General features: G+C 56.0%; 23 protein-coding genes, 2 tRNA genes and 1 pseudogene. 17 read left to right on the top strand and 9 right to left on the bottom strand.

The genetic code is table 11. The annotated features are described in order from the left end of the window. Positions 1 to 247 precede the first annotated feature (247 nt). Positions 248 to 1,519 (top strand): hypothetical protein, encoded by a 1,272-nt coding sequence (locus KW846_RS24690; protein ID WP_218485856.1) that lies wholly within the window; start codon positions 248 to 250, stop codon positions 1,517 to 1,519. Between the two features lie 287 nt (positions 1,520 to 1,806). Here KW846_RS24690 and KW846_RS24685 read toward each other — a convergent pair whose 3' ends face one another. Beyond that, positions 1,807 to 3,288 (bottom strand): ATP-binding protein, encoded by a 1,482-nt coding sequence (locus tag KW846_RS24685; protein WP_218485855.1) that lies wholly within the window; start codon positions 3,286 to 3,288, stop codon positions 1,807 to 1,809. A 462-nt stretch (positions 3,289 to 3,750) separates the two neighbouring features. On the opposite strand from KW846_RS24685, the gene KW846_RS24680 reads away from it, so the two are divergent. The 3 genes and pseudogenes from KW846_RS24680 (at position 3,751) to KW846_RS24670 (ending at position 6,118) form a co-directional block, all read left to right on the top strand. After that, positions 3,751 to 3,844: transfer RNA gene (locus tag KW846_RS24680), tRNA-Ser, on the top strand. Positions 3,845 to 4,160: 316 nt separating this feature from the next. Next, a pseudogene (locus KW846_RS24675) lies at positions 4,161 to 5,239 on the top strand (hypothetical protein). A 72-nt stretch (positions 5,240 to 5,311) separates the two neighbouring features. Continuing rightward, positions 5,312 to 6,118, top strand: a complete 807-nt coding sequence (locus KW846_RS24670) for a TSUP family transporter (RefSeq protein WP_007972773.1) — start codon at positions 5,312 to 5,314, stop codon at positions 6,116 to 6,118. A gap of 30 nt (positions 6,119 to 6,148) precedes the next feature. On the opposite strand, the gene KW846_RS24665 is transcribed toward KW846_RS24670, so the two are convergent. Then, positions 6,149 to 6,598 (bottom strand): carboxypeptidase regulatory-like domain-containing protein, encoded by a 450-nt coding sequence (locus KW846_RS24665; RefSeq protein WP_218485854.1) that lies wholly within the window; start codon positions 6,596 to 6,598, stop codon positions 6,149 to 6,151. A 253-nt stretch (positions 6,599 to 6,851) separates the two neighbouring features. Here KW846_RS24665 and KW846_RS24660 point away from each other — a divergent pair, with 253 nt between their 5' ends. The 4 genes from KW846_RS24660 (at position 6,852) to KW846_RS24645 (ending at position 9,856) form a co-directional block, all read left to right on the top strand. Further along, the gene (locus KW846_RS24660; RefSeq protein WP_218485853.1) at positions 6,852 to 7,904 is read left to right on the top strand and encodes a YhcG family protein; all 1,053 of its coding nucleotides are present in this window, start codon (positions 6,852 to 6,854) and stop codon (positions 7,902 to 7,904) included. Positions 7,905 to 7,972: 68 nt separating this feature from the next. After that, on the top strand, positions 7,973 to 8,947 hold the full coding sequence (locus tag KW846_RS24655; protein WP_218485852.1) for an alpha/beta fold hydrolase: 975 nt from the start codon (positions 7,973 to 7,975) through the stop codon (positions 8,945 to 8,947). Between the two features lie 36 nt (positions 8,948 to 8,983). Beyond that, entirely contained in the window at positions 8,984 to 9,400 is a 417-nt protein-coding gene (locus tag KW846_RS24650) for a hypothetical protein (protein ID WP_218485851.1), read from the top strand. A 6-nt stretch (positions 9,401 to 9,406) separates the two neighbouring features. After that, on the top strand, positions 9,407 to 9,856 hold the full coding sequence (locus tag KW846_RS24645; RefSeq protein WP_218485850.1) for a hypothetical protein: 450 nt from the start codon (positions 9,407 to 9,409) through the stop codon (positions 9,854 to 9,856). Between the two features lie 71 nt (positions 9,857 to 9,927). On the opposite strand, the gene gabP is transcribed toward KW846_RS24645, so the two are convergent. Beyond that, positions 9,928 to 11,319, bottom strand: coding sequence for a GABA permease (gabP, locus tag KW846_RS24640; RefSeq protein WP_218485849.1), 1,392 nt, complete (start codon positions 11,317 to 11,319; stop codon positions 9,928 to 9,930). A gap of 564 nt (positions 11,320 to 11,883) precedes the next feature. On the opposite strand from gabP, the gene KW846_RS24635 reads away from it, so the two are divergent. From KW846_RS24635 to KW846_RS24605, 7 genes are all read left to right on the top strand, one after another. Next, complete coding sequence (locus KW846_RS24635) at positions 11,884 to 12,657, top strand: ABC transporter ATP-binding protein (RefSeq protein WP_007972784.1); 774 nt, start codon at positions 11,884 to 11,886, stop codon at positions 12,655 to 12,657. Between the two features lie 13 nt (positions 12,658 to 12,670). Further along, positions 12,671 to 13,420 carry an ABC transporter substrate-binding protein gene (locus KW846_RS24630; protein ID WP_007972785.1) on the top strand — a complete coding sequence of 250 codons (750 nt, stop codon included), beginning with the start codon at positions 12,671 to 12,673 and terminating at the stop codon, positions 13,418 to 13,420. 72 nt (positions 13,421 to 13,492) lie between these two features. Further along, the gene (locus tag KW846_RS24625; protein WP_007972786.1) at positions 13,493 to 14,188 is read left to right on the top strand and encodes an ABC transporter permease; all 696 of its coding nucleotides are present in this window, start codon (positions 13,493 to 13,495) and stop codon (positions 14,186 to 14,188) included. Further along, the gene (locus tag KW846_RS24620; RefSeq protein WP_007972788.1) at positions 14,185 to 14,874 is read left to right on the top strand and encodes an ABC transporter permease; all 690 of its coding nucleotides are present in this window, start codon (positions 14,185 to 14,187) and stop codon (positions 14,872 to 14,874) included. Before KW846_RS24625 ends, KW846_RS24620 begins: the two co-directional genes overlap by 4 nt. After that, positions 14,855 to 16,084, top strand: a complete 1,230-nt coding sequence (locus KW846_RS24615; RefSeq protein WP_218485848.1) for a methyltransferase — start codon at positions 14,855 to 14,857, stop codon at positions 16,082 to 16,084. The genes KW846_RS24620 and KW846_RS24615 overlap by 20 nt, the downstream gene beginning before the upstream one ends. A gap of 343 nt (positions 16,085 to 16,427) precedes the next feature. Next, positions 16,428 to 17,252, top strand: a complete 825-nt coding sequence (locus KW846_RS24610) for an FkbM family methyltransferase (protein ID WP_218485847.1) — start codon at positions 16,428 to 16,430, stop codon at positions 17,250 to 17,252. Positions 17,253 to 17,330: 78 nt separating this feature from the next. Continuing rightward, positions 17,331 to 17,406 (top strand) — tRNA-Thr (locus KW846_RS24605). A 64-nt stretch (positions 17,407 to 17,470) separates the two neighbouring features. On the opposite strand, the gene KW846_RS24600 is transcribed toward KW846_RS24605, so the two are convergent. Genes KW846_RS24600 through KW846_RS24590 form a run of 3 tightly spaced genes read right to left on the bottom strand, consistent with a single transcriptional unit; the run spans position 17,471 to position 19,100 of the window. Next, the gene (locus KW846_RS24600; protein ID WP_218485846.1) at positions 17,471 to 18,181 is read right to left on the bottom strand and encodes an SDR family NAD(P)-dependent oxidoreductase; all 711 of its coding nucleotides are present in this window, start codon (positions 18,179 to 18,181) and stop codon (positions 17,471 to 17,473) included. A 44-nt stretch (positions 18,182 to 18,225) separates the two neighbouring features. Then, a complete protein-coding gene (locus tag KW846_RS24595) occupies positions 18,226 to 18,882 on the bottom strand; it encodes a DsbA family oxidoreductase (protein ID WP_218485845.1) in 657 nt (218 codons plus the stop codon). Then, positions 18,879 to 19,100, bottom strand: coding sequence for a 4-oxalocrotonate tautomerase family protein (locus KW846_RS24590; protein ID WP_007972813.1), 222 nt, complete (start codon positions 19,098 to 19,100; stop codon positions 18,879 to 18,881). The genes KW846_RS24595 and KW846_RS24590 overlap by 4 nt, the downstream gene beginning before the upstream one ends. Before the next feature lie 541 nt (positions 19,101 to 19,641). On the opposite strand from KW846_RS24590, the gene KW846_RS24585 reads away from it, so the two are divergent. Next, positions 19,642 to 19,935, top strand: coding sequence for a DUF3077 domain-containing protein (locus KW846_RS24585; protein ID WP_104451190.1), 294 nt, complete (start codon positions 19,642 to 19,644; stop codon positions 19,933 to 19,935). Between the two features lie 576 nt (positions 19,936 to 20,511). On the opposite strand, the gene KW846_RS24580 is transcribed toward KW846_RS24585, so the two are convergent. After that, the gene (locus KW846_RS24580; protein ID WP_218485844.1) at positions 20,512 to 21,798 is read right to left on the bottom strand and encodes an OprD family porin; all 1,287 of its coding nucleotides are present in this window, start codon (positions 21,796 to 21,798) and stop codon (positions 20,512 to 20,514) included. Between the two features lie 259 nt (positions 21,799 to 22,057). After that, a complete protein-coding gene (locus KW846_RS24575; protein ID WP_218485843.1) occupies positions 22,058 to 22,729 on the bottom strand; it encodes a DsbA family protein in 672 nt (223 codons plus the stop codon). 263 nt (positions 22,730 to 22,992) lie between these two features. Here KW846_RS24575 and KW846_RS24570 point away from each other — a divergent pair, with 263 nt between their 5' ends. Next, positions 22,993 to 25,086, top strand: coding sequence for a TonB-dependent siderophore receptor (locus tag KW846_RS24570; RefSeq protein ID WP_218485842.1), 2,094 nt, complete (start codon positions 22,993 to 22,995; stop codon positions 25,084 to 25,086). 176 nt (positions 25,087 to 25,262) lie between these two features. Here KW846_RS24570 and KW846_RS24565 read toward each other — a convergent pair whose 3' ends face one another. Continuing rightward, entirely contained in the window at positions 25,263 to 25,475 is a 213-nt protein-coding gene (locus KW846_RS24565) for a hypothetical protein (protein WP_007972820.1), read from the bottom strand. Between the last annotated feature and the right edge of the window lie 226 nt (positions 25,476 to 25,701).

The raw sequence follows: 25,701 nt of genomic DNA, 5'->3' as shown, positions 1-25,701 counted from the left end.
CAACAATTACGGGCAGAGAGGCAGAATATGGCCAGTAAAATAACCAACAAAAGCGTATTTACTTAACTTTGTGCCTGATACGTTCGGCTTATTTTATTCAACTGCAGAGATTCAACAGCTTTTTTGTGAAAACTACCACTTCATCTCAAAATAAATCTCTAAATCAGGCCGTACTCCTAAGTGTTTTCCAAGGGTTTCGATAATTCTCTCTTCTGCTCTAAATAATCTTAAGGATAAGCAACCCCCAATGAATATAAATACAATGATCGTTTGTGATACCTGTGGGGCTGAGACTCATTGCCGCATAGGCATGTCCAATAGAAAATTTCAACCCCTATCTTTTCTATGTGAAGGATGTGGCGTAGCTATTGAGATAGATGTTAAAGATATGGTTGGTAGCGCCTTGCGTAATGCCAAAGAAATACCGTTCGAAAGAGATTCTCTCGAACAAAAAAAGCGCTTTTTCATTGATCTGCATTTGGATTTTCCAATCTGGAGCCAAACCTACGTGATGGGTAAAACCCCATATTTGGTAGCATGCGGAATGGTCGACAAAGACAAAATCCATATCAATGGAATCCCAGCTGTAGAAATATTTCGAATCAGACTCGATTTTTTGAATCATTTCGGCGAAAGATTTAACGAAGTTAAGCAGCTACTTAAGCTGTACCCTCGAAGCAACAAGGAACTTTTCAGGAAAAAGGCGATAGAGTTTCTGGAGGGAGAACATACTAACTCTTTAGCGCCTCAGGATATTAACGCCCTACTTTATACCGTACTTTCAAGGGTTTCACTGGCTTTTCTTGAGGAGGAAACTGTCCGCGAAGTCACCAGTCGCTACCCTGAAATAATAATTCACCTTGCACAAACTCGCCGTGAGAAGCTTGATGAATTTTATAACTATATAAAAGATACAGGATTCCTTAATGGTCTCCAACGCGACTGCCTAAGCCTTTATGGGCGTATTTTTGAGCTTGAGCTTTATTTGCGACCTGCCATATTCCTTGATTTCTGCACAGGTCAGGAGAGCAAGAAAAGCTCTGCAAAAATCTCAAAACTAGGATTTGATAGCTGCAAAGATATGTATAAAGACCTATCGGAGATAGTTGGGAGGCAATTAGCTTTGGTGGCGGGAGTAAACAATCTAATTCACCGTGGCGACCATAATTCTTTCTTGCCAAGCAAAGATGGTCCAGCACTTTCCAGTCTCGACAAGTTTGCAAATAAGGTTCTCTCCGAAAAACTGAAATACCTGGATGACTGTTGGTACAAGCTTGATGAAGGGCTATTGGATACAGATATTAGAAACTCAATTGCTCACTATACCTTTGAGTATGATGATTCAACGCAGATGATCACTTGCTACCCTAGCAAAGAGGGGCTGCGCCAAGAAAATAAGGTAGAGATAAATTTTTTAAATTTCATGCGAATGATACTAATTCAGTTTCGCGAAATGCATTATTTACATCATCTTATTAAAGCACTTTATTACTATGAGTACCTAATTATTAACAAGTGACGGTTTAACTGCGGTTCGGCTCGTGAGCCCCAAGAATAGCAGTCGAAGGCGTTGGCGAGAATGAATGCTCGAGCAATTCGGTTAATCATAGGTTGTATAAATGTCAGCTTTTGGCCGATATCTGCCAGTGTCGGCCGTCCACTGAGGGTCGACTTCTGCCGGTCGCGACAGGCCGCAGTCGACCCAAGCTGTCATTCACTAGCGCTCCCGTTCAGCCGCCTGATTCACAAAAGGCGAGAGCGGCTGCAACGATTGATTAAGCCAATTATGATTCCGTGTGGCATAACCTATAAGCCAATAGCGATCCCGTTTTCCATGGCGTAACAGACCTTAGGGTCACGAATTTCGTAAATCACAGCTCCCCCCTGAGCCTTTTGTGCTGTTTTCCGAATTAGCCCCATGTTTTCCATTGCCACTACGTAGTTGTTAGTAGAGCTGCCTGTGCCGGCCTTGTCATTGAGTCGGTCTTTTGTGAATTGAGCGCTATCAAGTTTAACCAAGTGTTTTATGTATGAGTAAACATCCATAGAATTAGCGCGAGCGCTTGACTTTCGCGGGTAATATTCATAGTAATTAAACTCCGTCACATAGCGATTTACTCCCTGCTCAATCGCCAGGTCACTTATCCGACGACTCGGATCAAGGATGAACTGCTCTTTAAAGCACTTGTCAACTATGTGCCATAGGTCTCTCGGATTGCTGTTGCACATTCTAAAAAGTAGCTCGATATTATTTGTGGAGCAGCTATCAAAAAGATCCGAGATCTGAGAGACAGCCCCATCCGAGTAGGCCTGCATCCTACGAATTATTACGCGCTCAAGCTGTGGGCGACTCCACTCAAGCTGCTGGAAGGTAAGCTTTTGAGTGCGCACGCTACTACGAATATAGTTGAAAGGCGTGCTCCACATGAAGAGCACTACGTGAAACTCTTCATTGGTCAGGACTTTATTGTTAGACGCGATACCCACAATAAACTCAGACACATTGTCTGCATCATTTTCGAATCGAGAATCCTCGTCTACCTTGTCTACTACTATATATATTTTTTTGAATGCATGTTTCTTGACTAGCTTACAAAGTCGCATCAAATAATAATATTGCAGCTTGTTTTGGGCGAAGGTGTCGTCTATGTGCTCTTCAATTTTCTTGAAATACTCGGCGTCACCAGAGTCGAACTCCGGCAGAGAGGAGAAATGCTTTGAGATTGCGTCGCCGATGGCCTTTGTTGCGGCTTTTAGCCCATAATTAAGAACCACTCGCCCATAGTTATACGCATTAACCGACCAGCGCTTAATTACTCCATTTTGAATCTTATTTATCTTCTCTCGAAGTAGCTCCCTGCTTGAGGCGCTGACATAGACGTGTAGATACATAGAAAGATCGATCCGCTCCTCCTTTGTATAGCGCCATAAAATGCTTGGACTCTCAGTTACTTTAAGAAAAAACGCTGCCGCAACTTCCTCAGTTAAGAAACGATACAGATCATCTTCGTCAAAATTTACTTTGAGTCTAGTAAATTCCTCGACACGGACCATGAGTTGGTCATCAGCTGCAAGCTCGCTCTGTAGACTCAAACTGAGCGCCGTCTTTCCGGTGCCTCGTTCACCAGTCACTATGGCCGATGTGCTTCTGAGCCCCTCGACTATTATGGAGTAATTATCTGGCCTCAGAAAAAGAGCAGTTAGATCTTTTTTTTCCCCTTCTGATGTAAATACACCAAATGGATATCTAGAGAATCCAAGTCCCTTGTAGTAATCCTCAAAGTTCATATGACTCCTCATGCGTTCTGTGCCATTGCATTTCAGCTGCAATCGCGAAGATAAAGATATAAATGTACATTGCACCCTGGCATGGATCTACGGGAAATCATCACGGATGAATACACGAAGTTTGGGCAAACCGACTTTCTCAACAGCATCGGCCGATTTCTGCCAGACACAACAGGCCGCACTGGGTCGCTTTTTCAACATTACTTTGGTCAGTGCCTAGCCAATCAAGCCGCGATAAGGCCCTAGGAAAACACGGCGGGCGGTCATCCTTACTCTCACCAGACGCGCCCTAAAAACTGAAATAGCATTTTTTGCTTGCAAATGTCACGCGGTACGCGCGGTGCGTCGAAAAACAGCGGCAATCCGCCTACCCCGCTCCGGTGCTCCTCCGGTTCGTCCGGAAGCTTTTCAGGCCATCTGGCCCGTTTCTGGCCGGGGTTTACCGCGCCGCTTTTGAGATAGGCCCAGGAAAACCAGCCGTTTTGCTAATGGGTAAGGACTTTCACAGGTTTTGAAAATCCCCGTGTCGGCGGTTCGATTCCGTCTCTGGGCACCAAAATACCGAAAACCCTGAATCGCAAGATTCAGGGTTTTTTTATGCCTGCGATTTGATCAGGCACTGGCCCGGTCACCTTCAAAGCGACAATTCCCCCCCTATCACCACACCTGCCAGCATCCGCAACGGTTGCCGGAGCCGAGCCCCGAAAAGCTTCAGGCATTGGAGGCCAGCCCTTCCTGGCAGTCCTTGGTCTGTAAGAACGCTCCGTATGCTTTAACGGAAACGGATGACATACGCCAATCTTCGGTTTGCGCAAAATCGAAAGAGGAACTGCCGCATAACCGGAAGCAGATACACAACAGAGATGTAGACAATGACTGACGCCATCAAACCAGACGTCGAAACCGCTGAGTTTTTTACTGAACAAGAAATCAGAACTTTCAGCTTTGATACTCAGCAGTCAACACTGCTTCACAAATTCGCCAAAGAACTGGCCGCCATCGGCGGGCCGCAAGCACCAGGAGCCAAGTCCAAAGCGTCTCTGGCAGCCACCGAATTAAAGTTCTCGTTTTCGAAAAACCAATGTGAACTGCTGAGTGCCTATTCCGATGGCCTTGTTTCGGTTTTGATTTTTGAAGGGCTGCAAAAAATCACCGATGCCAGCCCTCCAAATGAACTGCCAGATCTGGCATCCCTGGAAACTCGTTACGACGTACTTTGCCTGGCCGCCCGTAATCAGATCCTGTTGAAACTGGTGGATAACAGTGCCTTTGCCTATGACATGGACAATGAAGGAAAACTGGTTCGACTGGTGGCCAACTTCAAAGGTGGCGGGCTCATAAAAATCAATGCCGAGCCGGAAATCAAAGAACTGAGCTCCCATTCCGGCCTCGCGCTTGGCCCACATACAGAGGCGCCTTACTGGTGCGCCGTGAACGCAAAAGACGAGCACTCGCCCTCTCCATCGTCGCTCATACTTTCCGCCTTGTGGAACCCAAGCCTGGAACCTACGCGAGTCATTCCACTACCCCCCATACTCGAAAAAATCGGCATCACCAACTGCCTCGCACTGACCACGGGCAACTTCCAGTTCACTCGTAGTGACTCCTTTGTCAGTGGCAAAGGGGAGGATGGCCGCAACGTTTCGATTCTGGAGTTCGACGATAAGGCAGGGTTCGCAGCCCGCTTTAACTCATATCGTTTTTCGGTCAATGACAACGCCTCGACCTTTGTGAAAACGGCTTACACCGCCCTTTGCCAGGGGGTGGATGAAGCAACTCCGGTCGAATGCACGCTGACCCAGGAATCGGCCATGGTCATCAATAACATCCGGGCTCTGCACTGTCGCGATGTCATCAGAGACAACAGACGAGTCTTGGTTCGTATTTTCGGACTTTCAAAATTTTCTACCCCCATCGTCGTTCAGATGACCCGTTAGTGCTGCAGGGCTGATTCCTTATGTGATCAGGCTGTTGAACGACCCGTCATGTGATGACCGGCCAATAACCATAACGAGAGAATGCAATGTCCTTGGATGTAATTGGCATGTTGGCGCTCGTCGCTTTTTGCGCTGGCTTTTTTGATGCGATTGCCGGTGGGGGCGGTTTGATCACCCTGCCTGCATTGTTTCTGGCAGGTGTAGATCCGATCAGTGCAATTGCAACGAACAAGTTCCAGGCCGCTTCGGCCACTGTTTCGGCAACGGTGACCTTCGCTCGCAAAGGAATGATCGAGTGGCGCGAAGGCCGTTTCCTGGTTATTTGCGGATTTATTGGTGGCGCCAGTGGTGCCTTGCTGGTCAGCTCTATTGATAAACACTACCTGGAAGTTTGCGTGCCTATCATGCTGATTCTGGTAGCCATCTATTTTGCGTTTTCTCCAAAGCTGGCCAACGAAGATCGACGCAAGAGAATTGGTGTTCTGCTCTTTTCCTTTACCGTGGCGCCGATCCTGGGCTTTTACGACGGTATATTTGGCCCCGGCGTGGGCTCTTTCTTCATTGTCGGATTTGTACTGCTCTGCGGCCTGGGCATGATGCGGGCCATGAGTTTTACCAAGCTTGCCAACGCCTCTTGCAATCTCGGCTCTCTGTCGGTCTTTATCACCAAAGGTGTGATTATCTGGCCGGTAGCCATAGCCATGGCTTTGGCGGCCTTCATCGGCGCTCAATTGGGTGCACGGGCCGCTGTTCGGGTCGGACCACGGCTGATCAAACCCATGTTGATCGTGGTCTGCTGCGCCTTGGCCATCAAGCTGCTGAGTGTAGAAACCAACCCTTTGCGCGTTGCTCTCCTCCAAGCGTACGCGGGCGTTAATAACGAAAAACCCTGAGTCGCAGGACTCAGGGCTTAGAGCCTCTCGCTAACTCGCATCATTCCAGTGAAAAACCAGGTTACGGGCCGCACCATTGCCAACATCGGCAACGTCCTGTCGGGTTTCGCCCTTGCGCGTCGCAATGACCGTGTATTTACCGGCAGGCAGCTTCACGTAAACCAACGGACCGGCGTCATTGAGTGTCAGCACGGTTTGCCCCGGGGCTTTCTGGATGACCACGCTCACGTCAGGAATGTATTCATTTCCCGTCCCGACAGAGAACGTCATGTGCAGGTTATAGCCGGTAGTCTGCTGGATGGCCCTGGACTCATCCTCGCCGATACCGCCGGACAGGTAGGCGATGCCGTTTTGCTCCTGGCGCTGCACCTGCACGCCAGTGCTGTCGACTGGATCAAGGCTGGCGGCGGGTGATATCGATGGAAACATCAGCACGCCGACGGCGGTGAGTGGTAACAGGAGTGAATGGAGGTACTTCATGATGACGACTCCCGGGTTCTGCCGAACCCAATCGCTACACTCTTTGGATTTCCAGTCGCAGGGAGGTGTTTTAGATTGATTTGGCCTGAGTACGAAACGTACTACGCCATTTGCTCCTCAGCCCTCGCCTGCCCTCCGACACGTCCTGCCAGTGAATCCGGTTTTCCCTTCCTGTTTTTCAGTCACTCCCGGCAGCTTCGAAGGGGGCTCACTGGTCATTCTCTTTCGCTAATCCAATCTGCGGCGGAAGACCATGACAGCCCTCACACCCAACGACACTCACGATCCCTATCTGGTTTCACTGCTTGGAAACCTTGGCAAATCGATCCATCAGGCACGTCAGAAGGTGCTTCGGGCGGTCGATACCGTTCAGGTGCAAACCTGTTGGCAGATCGGGCGACATATCGTCGAGTTCGAGCAGGAAGGCGCTCGGCGGGTGAGGTATGGCAAAGAGTTACTGTCGACCCTGGCAAACAGGCTTACTGCAGAATTCGGGAAAGGCTTTGACGAAACCAATCTGCGAAAAATGCGCCAGTTTTATCAGGCGTTTCCAGTTCGCGACGCACTGCGTCACGAATTGAGCTGGACCCACTATCGCCACCTGCTTCGAGTCGACAACGACAGCGCTCGTCTCTGGTACATGAACGAATCAGCCACCCAAAACTGGTCAAGCCGCGCCCTGGAACGCCAGATCAATACGCTGTACTACGAACGCCTGCTGGCGAGCCGCGATCGCGGCAGTGTCAAGCAGGAGGCCGCCACCAACATTCAAAACATGAAGGCCAGCCCTCGGGACTTCATCCGTGATCCGGTGGTCCTGGAGTTTCTGGGCTTGTGCAATGCCGGCAAACTTCAGGAGAACGAGATCGAACAGGCGCTGATCGAACAACTGCAAGGCTTCTTGCTGGAGCTGGGCAAGGGCTTCGCGTTCATAGCTCGCCAGCAACGCATCAGTACCGACAGCAAAGACTTCTACATCGACCTGGTGTTCTACAACTACTTGCTCCAGTGCTTCGTCATCTTCGATATCAAGCGCGGTGAACTGACCCATCAGGATGTGGGGCAGATGGACATGTACGTGCGCATGTACGACGACCTCAAACGCGGCGTGGAAGACGGCCCCACTGTCGGCATCATTCTCTGTGCGCAAAAGGATGAATCCGTGGTGCGTTACTCGGTGCTTGAAGGAAACGAACAGCTGTTCGCCAGCAAGTACAAGCCCGTCCTGCCGAGTGAAGAGGAACTCCGTAACGAACTGGATCGGGCGGCTCTTGAAGAACGACTGCTCGATCATTCACTGCGTTGAGGCCAATGGATTGTTCATCAACGCCATCAAGACTATCGTTGGCAGCTACCCGCAAAGGTCCGACGCCGATGAATTTGCAGGACACGCCTTCACTCGCTCCAACTCAAATCGAGTTGCCATTGCAATGCGTCGCGTCCGGCGAACCATTCAAGGAAATCGCTGCAGACGGCTTTGTCCTCGGTGGCTTCACCTGGCGACACCCTTCTCACGATGCCGCTCGTCCGGTCGTGATCATCAATGCCGCCACCTCGGTTCGTTGTCGTCATTACTCGCGCTTCGCCGACTATCTGTCCGATCATGGCTTCGATGTCATCACCTATGACTACCGTGGTATCGGCGAGTCGCGGCCGGCATCGCTCAAAGGTCTCAAGGCTTCATGGACCGATTGGGGAGCGCTGGATTTCGAGGCGATGCTCAAGCGCGCACAGCGTGAGTTCCCCGGACAACCTGTCGATGTGGTCGGCCACAGCTTTGGCGGCTGTGCAGCGGGCTTGGGGGCGTCCGGGCACCTGATCCGGCGTCTGGTGACGGTCGGAGCGCAATTCGCCTACTGGCGCGACTATGCGCCCGCCCATCGCTGGGGGATGTTTGCCAAGTGGCATGTGCTGATGCCACTGGTGACGATGATCTACGGCTACTTTCCGGGCAAACGCCTCGGATGGCTCGAGGACACACCCGCTGGCGTGGTCCGTGACTGGAGCCTGTCCACTGCCCGTTACGAAAAACGCTCCAGCGGCCGCGCGATCAGCACAACAAGCGGGCAACTGCCCTTTGCCGATGTCACCGCACAAACCCTGGCCATCAGCATCAGCGACGATCCCTACGGCACGGTCCCGGCCATCGAACGCCTGCTCGGCTACTTCACCGGCAGCACAAACTCCCACCTGCGTATCCATCCCGAAGACATCGGCGAAGAAGAAGTCGGACATTTCGCCTTTTTTCGCAGCCCATACCAAGCCACACTATGGCCCATTGCATTGGCCTGGCTGCAAAACGGCGAACTGGCCCCCGATACCCCCGGGCGGCGAGTGCCGCGCAGCTAAGTCAGTTGCCCTTTCAACGAATACGGAACGACGCCCATGGCCTCCGCCAACAAGCAGCAAAAACGCGCCTCCCGCGCCAAGGCCAAGGCCAAGCAGAACCGCACCCAGCGGGCCGCCGCGCCGGTCGAACTGGACCCGAACGACGATCGCATCGACTTCGAATCGGTGGACCTGACCGAACTGTTCAAAAAGATGATCGACGCCGAAAAGATCAGCCAGCAAGCCATGTGCACGGCCTTCCTCGAAGACCCGTTGCTGGAAGTGGTGTATGAGCAGGAAGGCGAAGAAGGCGCGATGGACTTCATCCTCGCCGCGCTGATCGAATATCGCCAATGGTCGGCCGAAACAGACGAAGCCGGCGCCCTGGCGTGGATCGAATCTCCGGCCTTCCAGGCCGACTATGTGGCGGCGTCCGACGCCATTGCCGCGCAAACCCAACAGAAACCGAACTGAGTTCCCATGGCCTCCCTGAACAAGCAACAGAAACGCGCCAAGCGTGCAAAAGCCAAAGCCAAGCAAATCCGCATGGTCGGCAGAAAATCCATCGTGGATCAGGACCTGCCCGATTTCCCCGAGCCGATCCCGGAATACACCCTGGCGATGTTCAGCAAAATGCGCGACGCCGAAGCCGTCAGCCGCAGCGAAATGCTCTCGGTCCTGCTGACGAACCTCGCCTTTATCATCGTCGACCACCCAGAACTGCTGGACATGGAAAACGCCGACGACGAAGGCATGGCCGCCACCCACCTGGCCGCCGACATGCTGATCGACTACCGCATGTGGGCCGACGGCATGGACCGCGACGCCGCCCAGGCATGGCTGAGCGAGCCGCAGTTCATTACCGACTTCGGCACTGCGCTGGACGCCTACCGCGAATCGCAGGAAACGCCGGAAGAAAAAGCCGAGTAAAGGTTACAGCGCAAACAAAAACGGCCGCTTGTCATCACTGACAGCGGCCGTTTTGCATTACGCGATATGGATCAGCTCAGCACTACCGCGCCACGCTTTTCCAGTTTGCGACGGCGAGCCACCAGCAAGCCGGCCGCTACCACCAGGGCGCTGAGCAAGCCGGTCGCGAGGATTTCCACACGATGGGCATCCTGGAACAGCATGATGGTCAGGGCCGCAACGATGAAGACGATCACCGCGTAGGTCAGGCCCGGGAACAGCCACATGCTGAAGACGATTTTCTCACCACGGGCCATACGCTGCTTGCGCATGCGCAGTTGCGAAATCGCGATCACCAGGTACACCAGCAGCGCGATGGCGCCGGAGCTGGCCAGCAGAAATTCGAACACGGCAGCCGGGGCCACGTAGTTGGCGAATGTTGCCAGGAACGCAGCGCCGGTGGACAACATCACCGCCCAGTAAGGTGTGCCACTTTTGTTGGTGCGCGTGGACATGGCCGGTGCATCACCGCGCTTGCCCAGGGAGAACAGCATCCGCGACGAGGTGTAGAGCGCCGAGTTCAGGCAGCTGGTCACAGCAACCAGTACCACGATGTCGACAATCATCTTGGCGTTCGGGATGCCCATGCGCTCAAGCACGGTCTGGTAGGAGCCGAGGCTTGCCAGTACCGGGTCGTTCCAAGGCACCAGGGCTACAACGATGAAGATCGACACGAGGTAGAACAAGCCGATCCGCCAGATCACCGAGTTGGTGGCCTTGGAGATTTGCTTGCCAGGGTTCTTCGATTCCGCGGCCGCGATGGTCACGATCTCGGTGCCCATGAAGGAGAACATGGTGGTCAGGATCGCGCCCAGTACCGCGCCCATGCCGTTTGGCAGGAAGCCCTGGGTGTCGAACAGATGCGAAACGCCGCTGACCTGGCTGTTCGGCAGGAAGCCGAAGATCGCCGCTACGCCGAGAATGATGAAACCGATGATGGCCAACACTTTGATCAGAGCGAACCAGAACTCGAATTCACCGTAGTTCTTCACGCTGAACAGGTTGGTCACGGTCAACAGCATCGTGATGACCAGGGCGAAGGCCCAGATGTCCACGCCAGGGAACCATGCGTGCAGGATGGTCGCGGCAGCGTTGGCTTCCAACGGGATCACCAGAACCCAGAACCACCAGTACAACCAGCCGATGGTGAAGCCAGCCCAGTGACCGATCGCGCGGTCGGCGTAAGTCGAGAACGAACCGGTGTCCGGCGAGGCAACGGCCATTTCGCCGAGCATGCGCATCACCAGCACCACCAACATGCCGGCGGCGGCATAAGCCAACAGAACAGCCGGACCTGCAGCGGCGATGGCGTGACCCGAGCCGACGAACAAGCCGGCGCCGATAACCCCGGCAATCGACAGCATGGTCACATGACGCGGTTTGAGCCCCTGTTCGAGGCCGTTAGAGCTTTGGGTACTGCTCATTGAAACTACCTTTGTAAGGAAAAGCGAATGCGTGCATCCCGTTCGGCGATCCTTCTCGTAAAAAGAAGCCAACGGGGCGTTCTGGATTCTGCACGCAATAATTGCGCCAAAATGTTTCAAATCCCTCTAGCCCGGTGATCTCACTTCGACCGGACGGTCATCGCAACCCATTGAATTTAATGGCACTTTGCCAGAACGTTACCCTGCGACCCACTTTGCGGGGCAAATTCGCGCACCGGAAACACACCTGAAAATGGCCCGGCGCACATTAAAAGTGCACAACCGCTGCATTTGGCCGGATAGCGCTTCCAACACCCCGTCAAAGCTGGCAACATCGCGCCTTTTTTTGCGACAGCCACCGCGCTTTTTATCGACAGGCAAGGTTCAAACAGCTGTTCGGTTGTTGATGGGGCGACAGTCTGCTGCGCCGATGCGACAACCTGCCACACGCCAGCCGTTTACCGTCCGTAGCGCTGTTGGCTGCCATTGAAACGCTATGCTAGGTTGGCCGCCTCGCCAGGAAGGCCGCCAACAGCAGGAGCGCAACATATATGAGGAACGCACATGGCTGAGGCCACGCCCGCGCTTGAAATCCGCAACTTGCACAAACGCTACGGTTCGCTGGAGGTGCTCAAAGGCATCTCGCTGACCGCCCGCGACGGCGATGTGATCTCGATCCTGGGTTCCTCCGGCTCCGGCAAGTCCACGTTCCTGCGCTGCATCAACTTGCTGGAGAACCCGCACCAGGGCCAGATCCTGGTCGCCGGCGAAGAACTCAAGCTCAAGGCTGCGAAGAACGGCGAACTGGTGGCCGCCGACGGCAAGCAGATCAATCGCCTGCGCAGCGAAATCGGTTTTGTGTTTCAAAACTTTAATCTGTGGCCGCACATGAGCGTGCTCGACAACATCATCGAAGCCCCGCGCCGCGTGCTCGGCCAGAGCAAGGCCGAAGCCATCGAAGTCGCCGAAGCCCTGCTGGCCAAGGTCGGCATCGCCGACAAGCGCCACGCCTACCCGGCGCAATTGTCCGGCGGCCAGCAACAACGCGCGGCCATCGCCCGCACCCTGGCCATGCAGCCCAAGGTCATCCTGTTCGACGAGCCCACCTCCGCGCTTGACCCGGAAATGGTCCAGGAAGTACTTAATGTCATCCGCGCGCTGGCCGAAGAAGGCCGCACCATGCTGCTCGTGACCCACGAAATGGGCTTCGCCCGTCAGGTCTCCAGCGAAGTGGTGTTCCTCCACCAGGGCCTGGTAGAAGAGCAAGGATCGCCACAGCAGGTGTTTGAAAACCCGCTTTCGGCGCGCTGCAAACAATTCATGTCCAGCAACCGCTAACGGAGCTACCCACATGCAGAACTACAAAAAGGTCTTCCTGGCTGCCGCCGTCACCCTGGCGTTCAGCGCCGGTGCCATGGCCGAGACCCTGAAGATGGGCATCGAAGCGGCCTACCCGCCGTTCAACAACAAAGATGCCAGTGGCAATGTCGTCGGCTTCGACAAAGAGATCGGCGACGCCCTGTGCGCCAAGATGAAAGTCGAGTGCACCGTCGTGACCTCCGACTGGGACGGCATCATCCCGGCCCTGAACGCCAAGAAGTTCGACTTCCTGATCTCCTCGATGTCGATCACCGACGAGCGCAAGCAAGCGGTGGACTTCACCGACCCGTACTACTCCAACAAGCTGCAGTTCATCGCCAAGAAAGACGTCGACTTCAAGACCGACAAGGCCTCGGTCAAAGGCAAGATCATCGGCGCCCAGCGCGCGACCCTGGCCGGCACCTTCCTGGAAGACAACTATGGTGACGACATCACCATCAAGCTCTACGACACCCAGGAAAACGCCTACCTCGACCTGACTTCCGGCCGCCTGGACGGCATCCTGGCCGACAAGTACGTCAACTACGAGTGGCTGAAAAGCGACGCTGGCCGCGCCTACGAGTTCAAGGGCGACCCAGTGGAAGAAAGCGACAAGATCGGTATTGCCGTGCGTAAAAACGATCCGATCCGCGCGAAGCTGAACACCGCGCTGAAAGAAATCGTCGCTGACGGCACCTACAAGAAGATCAACGACAAGTACTTCCCGTTCAGCATCTATTGATTCTGACCTGCCTGACCGGCGCCTGATGGCGCCGGTTCTCGGCCTTGCCTGCCGCGATTTGAAAAGAAATCCATGATTATCGACCTCTACGGATTCGGCCCGGCGCTCGCCGCTGGCGCGCTGATGACTGTGAAACTGGCACTCTCGGCCCTGTGCCTGGGGCTGGTGCTCGGTCTGCTCGGCGCCTTGGCCAAGACTTCCCCGTACAAGCCGCTGCAATGGCTTGGCGGCACTTATTCGACCCTGGTTCGCGGCATCCCGGAATTGCTCTGGGTACTGTTGATCTACTTCGGCACGGTCAACCTGATGCGTGCCCTGGGCGAGTTCTTCGGCAACCCCGACCTCGAACTCAACGCCTTCGCCGCTGGCGTGATTGCGCTGGGCCTGTGCTTCGGCGCCTACGCCACGGAAGTGTTTCGCGGCGCGATCCTCGCCATCCCCAAAGGCCATCGTGAAGCCGGCGTGGCCCTGGGCCTGTCGAAATGGCGCATCTTCACCAAACTGATCATGCCGCAGATGTGGCGCATCGCCCTGCCCGGCCTGGGCAACCTGTTCATGATCCTGATGAAAGACACTGCGTTGGTGTCGGTGATCGGCCTGGAAGAAATCATGCGTCACGCGCAAATCGGCGTGACCGTATCCAAACAGCCGTTCACCTTCTATATGGTCGCCGCGTTCATGTACCTGGGCCTGACGGTGCTGGCGATGACCGGCATGCACTTCCTGGAAAAACGCGCCGCCCGCGGCTTCGCGAGGAGCACCCAATGAACTGGGAAGTCATCATCAAGTGGCTGCCGAAACTGGCCCAGGGCGCGACCCTGACCCTGGAACTGGTGGCCATCGCCGTGATCGCCGGTTTGCTGCTGGCCATTCCGCTGGGCATCGCCCGCTCGTCGCGCCTGTGGTGGGTGCGGGCCTTTCCCTACGGCTACATCTTCTTTTTCCGGGGCACGCCGCTGCTGGTTCAACTGTTCCTGGTCTATTACGGCCTGGCGCAGTTCGACGTGATCCGTAACAGTTCGATGTGGCCCTATCTGCGCGATCCGTTCTGGTGCGCCACGGCGACCATGACCCTGCACACGGCGGCCTACATTGCGGAAATCCTGCGCGGCGCCATTCAGGCGATACCACCGGGCGAGATCGAAGCGGCACGGGCACTGGGCATGTCCAGGCCAAAAGCGCTGTTCTTCATCATGCTGCCGCGCGCCGCGCGCATCGGCCTGCCGGCCTACAGCAACGAAGTGATCCTGATGCTCAAGGCCAGCGCCCTGGCCAGCACCGTGACCTTGCTGGAACTGACCGGCATGGCCCGCACCATCATTGCCCGGACCTACCTGCCGGTGGAGATCTTCTTCGCCGCGGGCATGTTCTACCTGGTGATGGCTTACGTGCTGGTGCGCGGCTTCAAGCTGCTGGAGCGCTGGTTGCGCGTCGATGCCTGCCAAGGGCGTTGAGGATGGCGTGTTGACGGGCGAGGCCTTGCTCGCCCGCTTCACCGCACTGGATGCGTTTCTGACAGAGCACCAGGAACTGTGGAAACCTCGGCCGTTTACTCATCTGCAGCTTCCTTGGGAAGCGTCCTACCCAGCGCTAGCCGAATGGCTACGCGAGCGGTCGCTGGAAGACGCGGAAAACGCCCACAATCAACCTGCCCTCCTGAATGCGCCGGAGCCCTTTGCTTCCTTGGCATCGATGTCCGTTGCATTGAGTGCAGTGGATGAATTGCCTGCACACGCACTCGAAGCGGCCGGCCATCGACTGAACGTCGATGTACCGGGACGTAAATGGCAGCAGATCGAAGCCTTCGCCAGCCGATTGCAGTTTTCAGCAACACCCAAGCATTGGCTGGACTGGTGCTCGGGCAAGGGACACTTGGGGCGCCGCCTGCTGCAACCAGGGCAACAACTGACTTGCCTGGAATACGACCCGGCACTGGTAACGAGCGGCCAGGCACTCAGCCAGCGTCATCACCTGCATGCGTTGCATATTGAACAGGATGTGCTCGCGACAGACGCCGCTACTTTACTGAGTGCGCACCACACGCCCGTCGCACTTCACGCCTGCGGTGATTTGCATGTGCGGCTGATTCGACTCGCCAGCGCCACAGGCTGTAGACAACTCGCCATTGCACCGTGCTGCTACAACCGGATCAGTCTTGCCTACTACTCGCCGATTTCCTCGGCCGCCCAAGGCTCCGGCCTACAGCTTTCCCTCGACGACCTCGCGTTGCCCATGAGCGAAACCGTCACCGCCGGCGCCCGCGTGCGCCGTCAGCGCGACACCTCCATGGCCCAGCGCCTGGCTTTCGACTTGCTGCAACGGCAACTGCGCGGCATTGACGAGTATCTGCCAACCCCTTCGCTGCCCAGCGCCTGGCTGGACAAACCCTTCTCTGATTACTGCCATCACCTGGCCGCACTCAAAGAGTTATCCACAGTCGGCCCGCAAGATTGGCCAGCGCTTGAAGTTGCCGGTTGGCAGCGTCTGGCCGAGGTGCGCAACCTTGAGCTGCTACGCGGACTTTTCCGGCGTCCGCTGGAGCTTTGGCTGGTTCTCGACCGGGCACTTTTCCTCGCCGAACAGGGCTACAGCGTCCGCGTCGGTACGTTCTGCGAAACACCGCTCACGCCGCGTAATTTCCTGCTCCTGGCCGAACGCGCTTAAGCACGCCCGACCTGTGGATAACTCTGTTGATGAAATAATCATGGATCCAATATCTACGCCTGTTTCAGGGCTAAATCAGCACTGTTCATTTTTTGTACACCCGCATAAAAAATCGAAAAAACAGGCATTTGCGGACAAATGAGAACGGATCCACAAATTCGGCCTAAACCCAGTGCGTCGCCAATGCCATTGTGCATAAGCATTTAACCAAAACGACATAAACGCCTAATCCCGGACCGCAGACAGGGGAAATTGCACCCTTTCACTACTCTTGATATACACACATGCAAGGGCGCCGGCAGCGCGGCCACGAACAAGAACATTCCTCCGACAGGATGCGCCAGTGACGTTCATTTCCTACGCACAGAATTTCGAAGACATACGCCTGTGGCGCGCCCTCAAGACCGTCGAGAACGGCTTCTACATCGACGTCGGGGCAAACGACCCCACCCATGACTCGGTCACCAAGGCGTTCTACGACAACGGCTGGACCGGCATCAACGTCGAACCGATGCCCAACTACTACGAAGCCTTGTGCCAGCAACGCCCCAAGGACACCAACCTGCAATGCGTGGCCGGCGAAAGCGCCGACAGCCTGACCTTCTACGGCATCGCCGACACCGGCCTCTCGACCGTCGACCCGGCCATGGCGCAGATGCACAAAGACGCCGGTATGGACGTGCGCAGCCAAACCGTCCAATCCCGCACCCTAACATCCATTTGCGAAGAACATGCCCAGGGCCGCGCTATCCACTTCCTGAAGATCGATGTCGAAGGCCACGAAGAGACCGTCCTGCGCGGCATGGACTTCACCCAGTGGCGGCCGTGGGTCATCCTCATCGAAACCCCGTGGGAACGCGACCAGACCTGGGAAACCCTCGTCACCGGCGCTGGCTACCAGTCCATCCTGTTTGACGGCATCAACACCTACTACCTCGCCGAAGAACACCTGAACCTCAAACCCGCCTTCGACATCCCGCCGTGCAACCTGGACGAGTTCCAGTTCTGCAAAGGCCACAACTTCAGCCACCCCGTCGGCGATGCCGAACAGCAACTCGCCGCCGCCCTGCAACGCGCCGAACAGGCCGAAGCACAGCTGCGCGCAATGCAAAACAGTCGAACCTGGAAAGCCATTCAGAAACTCAAGAAAACCCTGCTGCGCGCCTGACCCGAACCCCGCGTAAAAATAGTCAGAATTCAGGGGTTTACAGAACCTATCCAATCGCTATAATCGTCGCCCTGACACGCCGGTATAGCTCAGATGGTAGAGCAACTGACTTGTAATCAGTAGGTCCCGGGTTCGATTCCTGGTGCCGGCACCATACAAAACAAAGCCCCTGCAGAAATGCAGGGGCTTTGTTGTTTCCGGGCTTTGAAAAATCGCTTTCAGTGACCCGCGCTCTGACCACCATCCACGTGCAGGATTTCGCCGGTCACGAACTTGGCGCCGTCCAGATACACAACCGCTTGCGCAATATCGTCTATCTCGCCCATGTGCCCGACCGGGTGCAGGTTGCCCAGTGCTTCATGGGTTTCTGCGCCGTGCATCGGGGTCTTGATGATGCCTGGGCTGACCGCGTTCACCCGGATTCCGCGCTTGGCGTATTCGATGGCCAGGGATTTGGTGGCCGCGTTGAGGCCGCCCTTGGTCAGCGAAGCCAAGACCGATGGCACACCGTCGATGGCGTGGTCCACCAGGCTGGTGGTGATGTTGACGACGTGGCCGCTGCCCTGTTTTTCCATTTCGGCGATGGCGAGTTGGGTGATGTAGAAGAAGCCATTGACGTTCACCGACAGCACATTTGCATAGTCTTCTGCGGTGTACGCGGTGAACGGCTTGGCGATGAAGATCCCGGCGTTGTTGACCAGGGTGTCGATGCGACCGAAACGGGACATCGCTTCGCGGATGACGCGCCGGGCGGTTTCCGGCTCGCCGATGTCACCGGCCACGGTGAGTATGTCCGGATCGGTGGATGGCTGGATCGAGCGCGAAGTGGCGACGATCCGGTAACCGAGTTCACGAAAGGCTTTGACCATACCGTCGCCGAGACCTTGGGATGCGCCGGTGATGACGATGACTTTTTTCGAAATGCTCATGATGAAGACCTCTGACAATTAAAAGTGGGGTAGAAAATCTGTAATCAAGCGTCGGCATGTGCCTTGGCCATTTCTCTCAACATCTGTTCGTAGTACTCGACCGATTGCGAGCCGGACACCAGGTGGCGACCGTTCAGCACCATGGCCGGCACCGAGTTGATGCCGCGCTGCTGGTAGTACGCTTCAAGCTCCCGCACCTCAGCGGCGAACGCACCGGACGCCAGCACCTCTTGTGCAGCTGCCCCATCCAGCCCCGCTTCAGTCGCCAGGCTCACCAGTGCCTGGTGATCGCTCGGGTTCTGGCCCTCACTGAAATAGCCCCGCAGCAGCACCTTCTTCAGCTCGACTTGCCGCCCTTCCTGCAACGCCCACAGCAACAAGCGATGCGCATCAAAGGTGTTGTAGAAATGCGTGCGCTTCTCCAGATCGAACTTGAAGCCGATGGCCTCGCCGCGAGCGATCTGCATGGCCTTGCCGTCGGCGACGTCTTCAGCAGTGCGTCCGTATTTGCGCATCAAGTGCTCTACCGCTGGCTCACCTTCAGCCGGCATGTTCGGGTTCAATTCGAACGGCTTGTAGGTCAGCTCGACCGAGACTTCCCCGGCCACGTTCTCGATCGCCTGCTCCAGCGCCGTCGCCCCCAGCGCGCACCAGGGGCACACCACATCGGAGATGAAATCGATGGTGACGGAGGACGTCATGACTTGCCCTCCGCCTCAGCCAGTTGCTTGCGGTACTGGGTGGTGGTGATACCGGCGTAACCCCAGTTATCGGTGTCGACTTCCTCGATCACGATGTGGGTCAGGTCAGGGCGCTTGTTGAGGACGCGTTCCAGTGTTTCAGTGATTTCGGCGATCACCTGAGCTTTCTGCTCAGTGGTAACGCCATCGCGAGTGATGCGTACGGTTACGAAAGGCATGAGGACAACTCCAGTGACCTTCCCGTCGGGATGATGGGAGAGGCGTTGGAGATGAATGTATGGGGTTGGCGGGAGGGGATAAAGGTGGGGGCGGGAACTTCATTCGTTACTCAGTGTAATGAATGAATAAGCCCCGTTGGCCAGGATCGCAGGTTGCGAATCGCCCTGCCCCACGCTAGGCTGCCCACATCGCTGCAAAATCAGCGACCGGGTTTGGCGACCCGACCCAAACAATAGGCGCACAGGCGCCACCATAACGATTGCTGGCGTTTTTTTTCGCTCGTATTTTTCCGTTATGGCGGCTGTGCGCGGGAGACCTTCGGGTCTGCCGGGTTCCTATTGTCCCGGTTCGCCAACCTGCGCACAGCTGCCACCCATAATCGTTTGGCGACGGTTCGTGGCAGTTCCTCAACGATAGGAGCTAGACCATGTATAAAATTGATTCGTCCAAAATCTGTGTTTTCACGTTCTTTGTAACCACGCCGGCCCTTCTTCGAAGGCATGCAAATACTCAACTCCTCCCAACCAGCGGAGGTGTTCAATGACCAATCCCCAAGATCTGAAAACCATCGGCCTCACCCACTTCTCCTTCCACGCCAACGAACCGCTGTTTCGCGTCAATGCAGGCGTTCCGGTTATCCAGGCTCTCTACCATGCTTCCGATCTACTCCACGTTGCCAAGCTGCTCGCAACAGACGCGGCCATGGTTCGCGATACTGATCGGCACGCTTGGGCGTCGCATTTTTTGCAGGATATGAGTAAGGCGATCATCGATGATGTTGTGAAGGTGCTTGATGCACCATGCAACAACCGAGTCAGCAATGTCGCGCCATGATGTGAGCTGCAAGTTTAAAAAAGCCCCGAATCAGCGGTAATGCTGTTCACTTACGGCCGACACTGACCCCGTGGCGAGGGAGCTTGCTCCCGCTTGAGTGCGTAGCACTCACAAAAAATGGCATTGTTGTCACATTTTTGGGGCCGCTACGCAGCCCAGCGGGAGCAAGCTCCCTCGCCACAAAAGTAGGTGTGCCTGAAGCACCGCGCTTAAGTGAACAGCGTTACGAATCAGCGGGGCCTTTTTGTTTTTCGATCAAGCTTCGGGGACTCCAAACACAAAGCGAAAAAAGTCTAAACGCTGGCAGTCCACACATAACAAGTGGGTTGCCATATGGATTGACGTAAGCGCCACTGCTGTCAGAGAATCGAACCAAGAGCGCGAAACCGACTGCCATCAGGTGGCGATAGTCGGCGTTAGGAACCCCGTTGATGACCTGAAAATCAGCGCCCGGGTGAGACCTCTTTTAAAAAGCAGCCTTATTGGTTGCTTTTTTATGCCCACAAAAAAGCCCCGAACCAGTCGGGGCTTTTTCTTTCTCAGCCTCTGATCAGACCTCGATCTCGCAACCACTCATCAGAAGATATTGATCGGGTAATCCACAAACACACGCACTTCATTGCCGCTGACGTTGTACTCGCTCGACTTCTGCGACACACGCAGGACCGAGCTGCGCAGTTTCACGCTGAGGTCTTTGGCCGGGCCGCTTTGGACGACGTATTTGATCTGGTTGAAGATCTCGCGCTCGGTGCCGCCTTCGCTGGTGGAGGTGGTGATGTTGTCACCGCGTACGTAGGCGAAGTTGTAGCTCAGGCCCGGTACACCGAAGGTGCTGAAGTCCAGGCCGTAGCCCAGTTGCCAGCTGCGTTCGTCTTCGGCGTTGAAGTCGGACCAGTAGGAGTTCGCCAGGTAGATGGTGTTGCCGCCGTCGCCGACACGACCCTGGTCTTTCTGGTAGCCGCCGTAGGCGTAGCCCAGGTTGCTGTCGCCAGTGCTGCGCTGGTGCGCGAGGGTGAACGAGTGCGGGCCGGTGATGAAGGTGGCCGCCAGGCTCCAGATTTTGTTGTCGTCGCCGGTGATAGCGTTTTCGCGGACGTAGGAGTCGTCCAGCTTGGTGCGGTAGCCGTTGAAGTCCAGGGTCAGGGACTGATCCTTGTCGATCGGGAACACGTAGTTGGCGTTCACGTATTGCTTCTTCAGCACGTCTTCGACGTCGGAAGCGTACAGCGCGGCCTTGAATTGTTCGGTGAACTGGTAGCTACCGCCCAATACGTTGATCGACTTCAAGCCACCACTGTCACGGCCTTCAGCGCTTTTACGCGATTCGGCGGTGAAGCGCCCGGCGTCCAGTTGCAGGCCTTTGATCTCCCTGGAGGTGATCAGGGTGCCGGTGTAGCTTTCCGGCAGCAGGCGCGAGTTGTCGTAGCTCAGCACCGGCAGGGCCGGCATCTGGTCGCCGTAGGTCAGGGTGGTGCTGGACAGGCGGAACTTGATCGCTGCGCCGCCCTTGGACAGGTCGTCCGCCGGCTGGCCGCTGTCGCCCTTTTTGAAGAAATCGATGCCTTGTGCGCCGCTACGGTCTTCGCTGCGCTCCAGGTTCAATGCGTACAGGCCAAAAGCGTCGACGCCCACACCCACGGTGCCTTGGGTGAAGCCGGACGAGAACGTGCCGATGGCCGCCTGGCCCCACTCGGATTTATCCGGGTTGCCGTCTTTGTAGTCACGGTTGATGTAGGCGTTGCGCAGCAGCACTTTTAGGCTGCTGTCTTCAACGAAACCCTTGGATTCGGCCTGGTCGTTCGCCATGGCCTGTGTAGCGCTCAACATCCCCAGAGCAATCAGGCTGATTCTCTTGTTCAACATTTTGTTTTTTCCTTGATGCGGTTGATACGCGCTGTGTCGAACGGCCGAAACGGCGCTATTGCGCTCTTATTTCGAGGCGAAAACAAAAAGGCCCGCCCACGATTTCTCGCGGCGGGCCTTTTATTGTTTTTGAGTCGTGGCGGTCGGCCACAGGCGTTGGGCCGAATCGTAGCGGCGCCCTTAACGACGTGTCAATTTCATGAATCTTCTAGAAATAGGCGAAAAACGTCTAAGAAACTGCTTTACGCGGCAGGAATATTCAATTGATACAGCCTTCCAGGCCACAAGCTGCTACGGAATGCGATGAGGGCTGCTCCGGCAGCGACTGTCCCAGCCACTGCGCAAATGCCTGGGGTTTGCCCAGCCAAGGCCCGATATCGATCAGGGTGAATTGGCCATTGTTTTCAAGTACCAGGGTCGGAAACCCCTGCCCGCCCACCTTGGCCAGCAAAGCCCGGCTGTCCTTGATATGGCCTTCGGTGTCGGCTGCCTTGAAGGCTCTTTCGAAGGCTTGAGGGTCCAACCCCATACCGCGGGCCAGTTCAAACAGCACAGATTCGTCGGCGATGCGGCGCCCTTCCACGTAGTGAGCACTTTGCAAACGCCCCAGCAACTCCAGCCCGCGACCTGCCATTTGCTCGGCAGCCAGCACTGCAGCGATGGGAGGAGCCGAGTCGAACACGGCGCTGTGATCACGCAGCAAACCTTCGAAATAGGCTTCACCGTACGGCTGCCCGCTGTATTCGGCAATACGCCGGTCATGGGGCATGACGTAACTGCGCAGTTGTGGCGAAACCTTTTGCCGATTGGCCCCCGTCATCATGCCCCCGCCGTGGGCAAGCACGGGCAGCACAGCCTGGGCGGCTTGCACCAGTGGTTTGGCGCCGTAGCACCAACCGCACAACGGGTCGTAGATGTAATGCAGGATCATGGGAAAGCTCCGACAGAAATTCAGGAAAATTCGATATCGGCAGATTAGTACCGCCGCAGCCCCGGAAAAACGCCAGATCTGCTTTCAGTCTGTTGCTTGAATCGGTCGAATAACTGCGTAAACCCTTTGTATCGACTAAGAAATAATTCGAAACAATCAAATGAGATAAGTTCTCAATAACAACTAACTGCAGTAAATGACAAGCATTACTATTCGCACCCTCCAGATGCTTCAACCTCAAAATCCTACGGATGCGCTCTTCAATGCCTGCCCCTTTTCGCCTTGCGCCCTGCAGCCTTGGGCTCTCTGCCTTGTTGTCTGCCGGTTTTTCCTACGCTGCACCGACCACCCTGCCTGCCACATCGATCAGCGCAGAAGCTGAAGCTGACGACCCGCGCGTGACACAAACCAACACGGCGACCCGGACCGCCACCCCGGTGCGCTACGTGCCACAAGCCATCGACTCGATCAAAACCTCGAACGTGATGGATTACGGCACCAACGATCTGGGCACGGCGCTCAGTGGCATCCCCAACGTCAGCAGCGGCGCCGACACACGCTTCGACAGCCTGCGCATCCGCGGTTTCGACGCCAGCAACGATTTCTATCTCGATGGCATCCGCGACGACAGTCAGTACGTGCGCGACTTGCACAACATCGAACGCATCGACGTCCTGAAAGGCCCTGCCGCCGTGCTGTATGGCCGTGGCAGCCAGGGCGGCATCGTCAACCGGGTGAGCAAACTGCCCGAGTTCGGTCGCCGCTCGACCCTTGAAGCCCAGGGCGGTAGCGAAGACTTGCGCAGCCTGTATGCCGACCTCAGTGCCGATCCTTCCGAGAACATCAGCTTGCGCCTGAACATGGGCAACATGGACGAGAACAGCTTCCGCGATGGCGTGAGTGGCAATCGCCAGCTGTTCGCCCCCTCGATGAGCTGGCAGCTGACACCCGACCTGAACTGGTTGGTGCAGTACGAATACAGCCGTTACAACCGCACGCCGGATCGTGGCATCCCCGGTGTAGATGGTCGCCCGGCCGACGTAGGACGCGATACCACCTACGGCAGTGAAAACGATTTCATCGACGACAAGGCGCAATCCCTGCGCTCGAAACTCACCTATGAACTGAGCGACAACTGGCAGCTGCGCCAGACCCTGGGCGTGTTCAAGCTCGACAGCGATTTCGACAATACTTACTTGAGCGGCTATGTCCCGGCCACCAACAAGGTCACGCGCCAGCACTGGCAGCAGGACCTGAACACCCGCAATGTCTACAACAACGTCGAGCTGGAAGGTGGTTTCGATACCTTCGGCCTGGAGCACCGTTTGCTCACCGGCATCGAGATCGGCAGCCAGCGCCGCGACCCGCTGCTGTACACCGCCGCCACTTCCGGGCCGGGCAGCTCCCCGGTGCCGGCGCTGGACCTGTACGCCCCCGACCGCAATTTGCGTCATACCGGGCGCATGGTGGTGTCGAGCAACACCCATACCGAGGTCGAGAGCCGCGCGGTGTATGTGCAGGATCAACTGCGCCTGAACGATCAATGGCAATTGCTCGCCGGCCTGCGTTACGACACGTTCGATATCGAGTCGACCAACAAGGTGCGCAATATTTCCGAAGACCGTGACAGCCATAGCACCAGCCCTCGCGTTGGCGTGGTCTGGACGCCGCTGCAAAATCACTCCTTCTACGCGTCCTGGAGCAAGACGTTCTCACCGGTCGGCGGAGGCTTGATCGGCATCACCCCGGGCGCGGCGGGCAACAGCAATGACCTGAGCCCCGAGCTGACCAAACAGAAGGAAATCGGGGTCAAGAGTGACTGGCTCGATGACCGCCTGAGCACAACGCTGGCCATCTACGAGCTGGAACTCTACAACCGCCGCACCAGCGATCCTAACAACCCGACCATTACCCTGCTCTCCGGGCTGCAACGTTCACGCGGGATCGAGCTGACCGCTGCCGGCAGGATTACCGGCAACTGGTACGTGCGCGGAGGCGTGGGTCTGCAGGACGCAACCATCGAAAAGGACAACAACGGCCTGGAAGGCAAGCGCATCAACAACGTGGCCAAGCACAACGGCAGCCTGTTCCTGACCTGGAAACCGGAAATGGGCTGGTACGCCGAAACCGGTTTGACCCTGGTTGGCGACCGCTATGCCGACAACCTCAACACCGTCGTGTTGCCGGGTTATGGCCGTTGGGACGCCTTGGCGGGATTCCGTCAGAAGGATTGGGATTTGCGCGCAGCGCTGAACAACATCAGCGACAAGACGTATTACTCGTCGGCGACCAGTGCATTCCAGATCCAGCCGGGGGCACCGCGTAGCCTGATGGTGACGGGCACCTACAGCTTCTAGACACCACAAAAACTGTGGGAGCGGGCTTGCTCGCGAAGGCGTCGTGTCAGCCAATGGCAACGTTGCTGACACACCGCTTTCGCGAGCAAGCCCGCTCCCACAGGGTTCAGTGTGCTGAAAAAAAAGCGCTGCCATCCCGGCAGCGCTTTTTCTTGATCAATCCGTTGTTGTTCTTCTTATCCTTCCATTACATCCCACAACGCATCCAGTTCCGCTTCGCTGAATAAACCAGCAGGGTAACGCTCGATCATTGTCCGGCGCGGATCAGTTTCGCTGATCTGACGCATTCCATTGGACTTGAACCAGTGCGCCAGAATCTGGAGCGATTCGCTGTTTACGGCCAGGGGATGCAACGCCTTGTCGCTCACTACGTTCACTTCGGCGTTCATTTCAGCGCTCTCTCCCGGTTTGTGAGCGGCTAACTTATCCAAGGTTTATGACAGAACATCGAAGTCCTCCCCCTCCCCGAGTTACAACCGCAGAGATACAAGAGCTGTGCCAAGGTGTCTGAAGTGTGGCCCTGCAGATACAAAAAAGCCCGCAACCCTGAAGGGCTGCGGGCTCTGCGCATGGCGGAAGGCTGATTTACAGCTTGAGAAAATTCGCAATCAACTC

The sequence above is a fragment of the Pseudomonas sp. PDM32 genome (assembly GCF_019219225.1).
Classification (GTDB): domain Bacteria; phylum Pseudomonadota; class Gammaproteobacteria; order Pseudomonadales; family Pseudomonadaceae; genus Aquipseudomonas; species Aquipseudomonas laurylsulfatiphila.
This window is presented reverse-complemented; position numbering and strand designations above follow the sequence as displayed.

Coding starts and splice junctions, on each gene's coding strand:
- KW846_RS24565 (WP_007972820.1), bottom strand. CDS start 25,475: ATGAACGCCGAAGTGAACGTAGTGAGCGACAAGGCGTTGCATCCCCTG.
- KW846_RS24660 (WP_218485853.1), top strand. CDS start 6,852: ATGACAGCCCTCACACCCAACGACACTCACGATCCCTATCTGGTTTCA.
- KW846_RS24690 (WP_218485856.1), top strand. CDS start 248: ATGAATATAAATACAATGATCGTTTGTGATACCTGTGGGGCTGAGACT.
- KW846_RS24665 (WP_218485854.1), bottom strand. CDS start 6,598: ATGAAGTACCTCCATTCACTCCTGTTACCACTCACCGCCGTCGGCGTG.
- KW846_RS24620 (WP_007972788.1), top strand. CDS start 14,185: ATGAACTGGGAAGTCATCATCAAGTGGCTGCCGAAACTGGCCCAGGGC.
- KW846_RS24670 (WP_007972773.1), top strand. CDS start 5,312: ATGTCCTTGGATGTAATTGGCATGTTGGCGCTCGTCGCTTTTTGCGCT.
- KW846_RS24585 (WP_104451190.1), top strand. CDS start 19,642: ATGACCAATCCCCAAGATCTGAAAACCATCGGCCTCACCCACTTCTCC.
- KW846_RS24635 (WP_007972784.1), top strand. CDS start 11,884: ATGGCTGAGGCCACGCCCGCGCTTGAAATCCGCAACTTGCACAAACGC.
- KW846_RS24645 (WP_218485850.1), top strand. CDS start 9,407: ATGGCCTCCCTGAACAAGCAACAGAAACGCGCCAAGCGTGCAAAAGCC.
- KW846_RS24595 (WP_218485845.1), bottom strand. CDS start 18,882: ATGACGTCCTCCGTCACCATCGATTTCATCTCCGATGTGGTGTGCCCC.
- KW846_RS24600 (WP_218485846.1), bottom strand. CDS start 18,181: ATGAGCATTTCGAAAAAAGTCATCGTCATCACCGGCGCATCCCAAGGT.
- KW846_RS24590 (WP_007972813.1), bottom strand. CDS start 19,100: ATGCCTTTCGTAACCGTACGCATCACTCGCGATGGCGTTACCACTGAG.
- KW846_RS24615 (WP_218485848.1), top strand. CDS start 14,855: ATGCCTGCCAAGGGCGTTGAGGATGGCGTGTTGACGGGCGAGGCCTTG.
- KW846_RS24685 (WP_218485855.1), bottom strand. CDS start 3,288: ATGAACTTTGAGGATTACTACAAGGGACTTGGATTCTCTAGATATCCA.
- KW846_RS24650 (WP_218485851.1), top strand. CDS start 8,984: ATGGCCTCCGCCAACAAGCAGCAAAAACGCGCCTCCCGCGCCAAGGCC.
- KW846_RS24580 (WP_218485844.1), bottom strand. CDS start 21,798: ATGTTGAACAAGAGAATCAGCCTGATTGCTCTGGGGATGTTGAGCGCT.
- KW846_RS24625 (WP_007972786.1), top strand. CDS start 13,493: ATGATTATCGACCTCTACGGATTCGGCCCGGCGCTCGCCGCTGGCGCG.
- KW846_RS24630 (WP_007972785.1), top strand. CDS start 12,671: ATGCAGAACTACAAAAAGGTCTTCCTGGCTGCCGCCGTCACCCTGGCG.
- gabP (WP_218485849.1), bottom strand. CDS start 11,319: ATGAGCAGTACCCAAAGCTCTAACGGCCTCGAACAGGGGCTCAAACCG.
- KW846_RS24570 (WP_218485842.1), top strand. CDS start 22,993: ATGCCTGCCCCTTTTCGCCTTGCGCCCTGCAGCCTTGGGCTCTCTGCC.
- KW846_RS24575 (WP_218485843.1), bottom strand. CDS start 22,729: ATGATCCTGCATTACATCTACGACCCGTTGTGCGGTTGGTGCTACGGC.
- KW846_RS24655 (WP_218485852.1), top strand. CDS start 7,973: ATGAATTTGCAGGACACGCCTTCACTCGCTCCAACTCAAATCGAGTTG.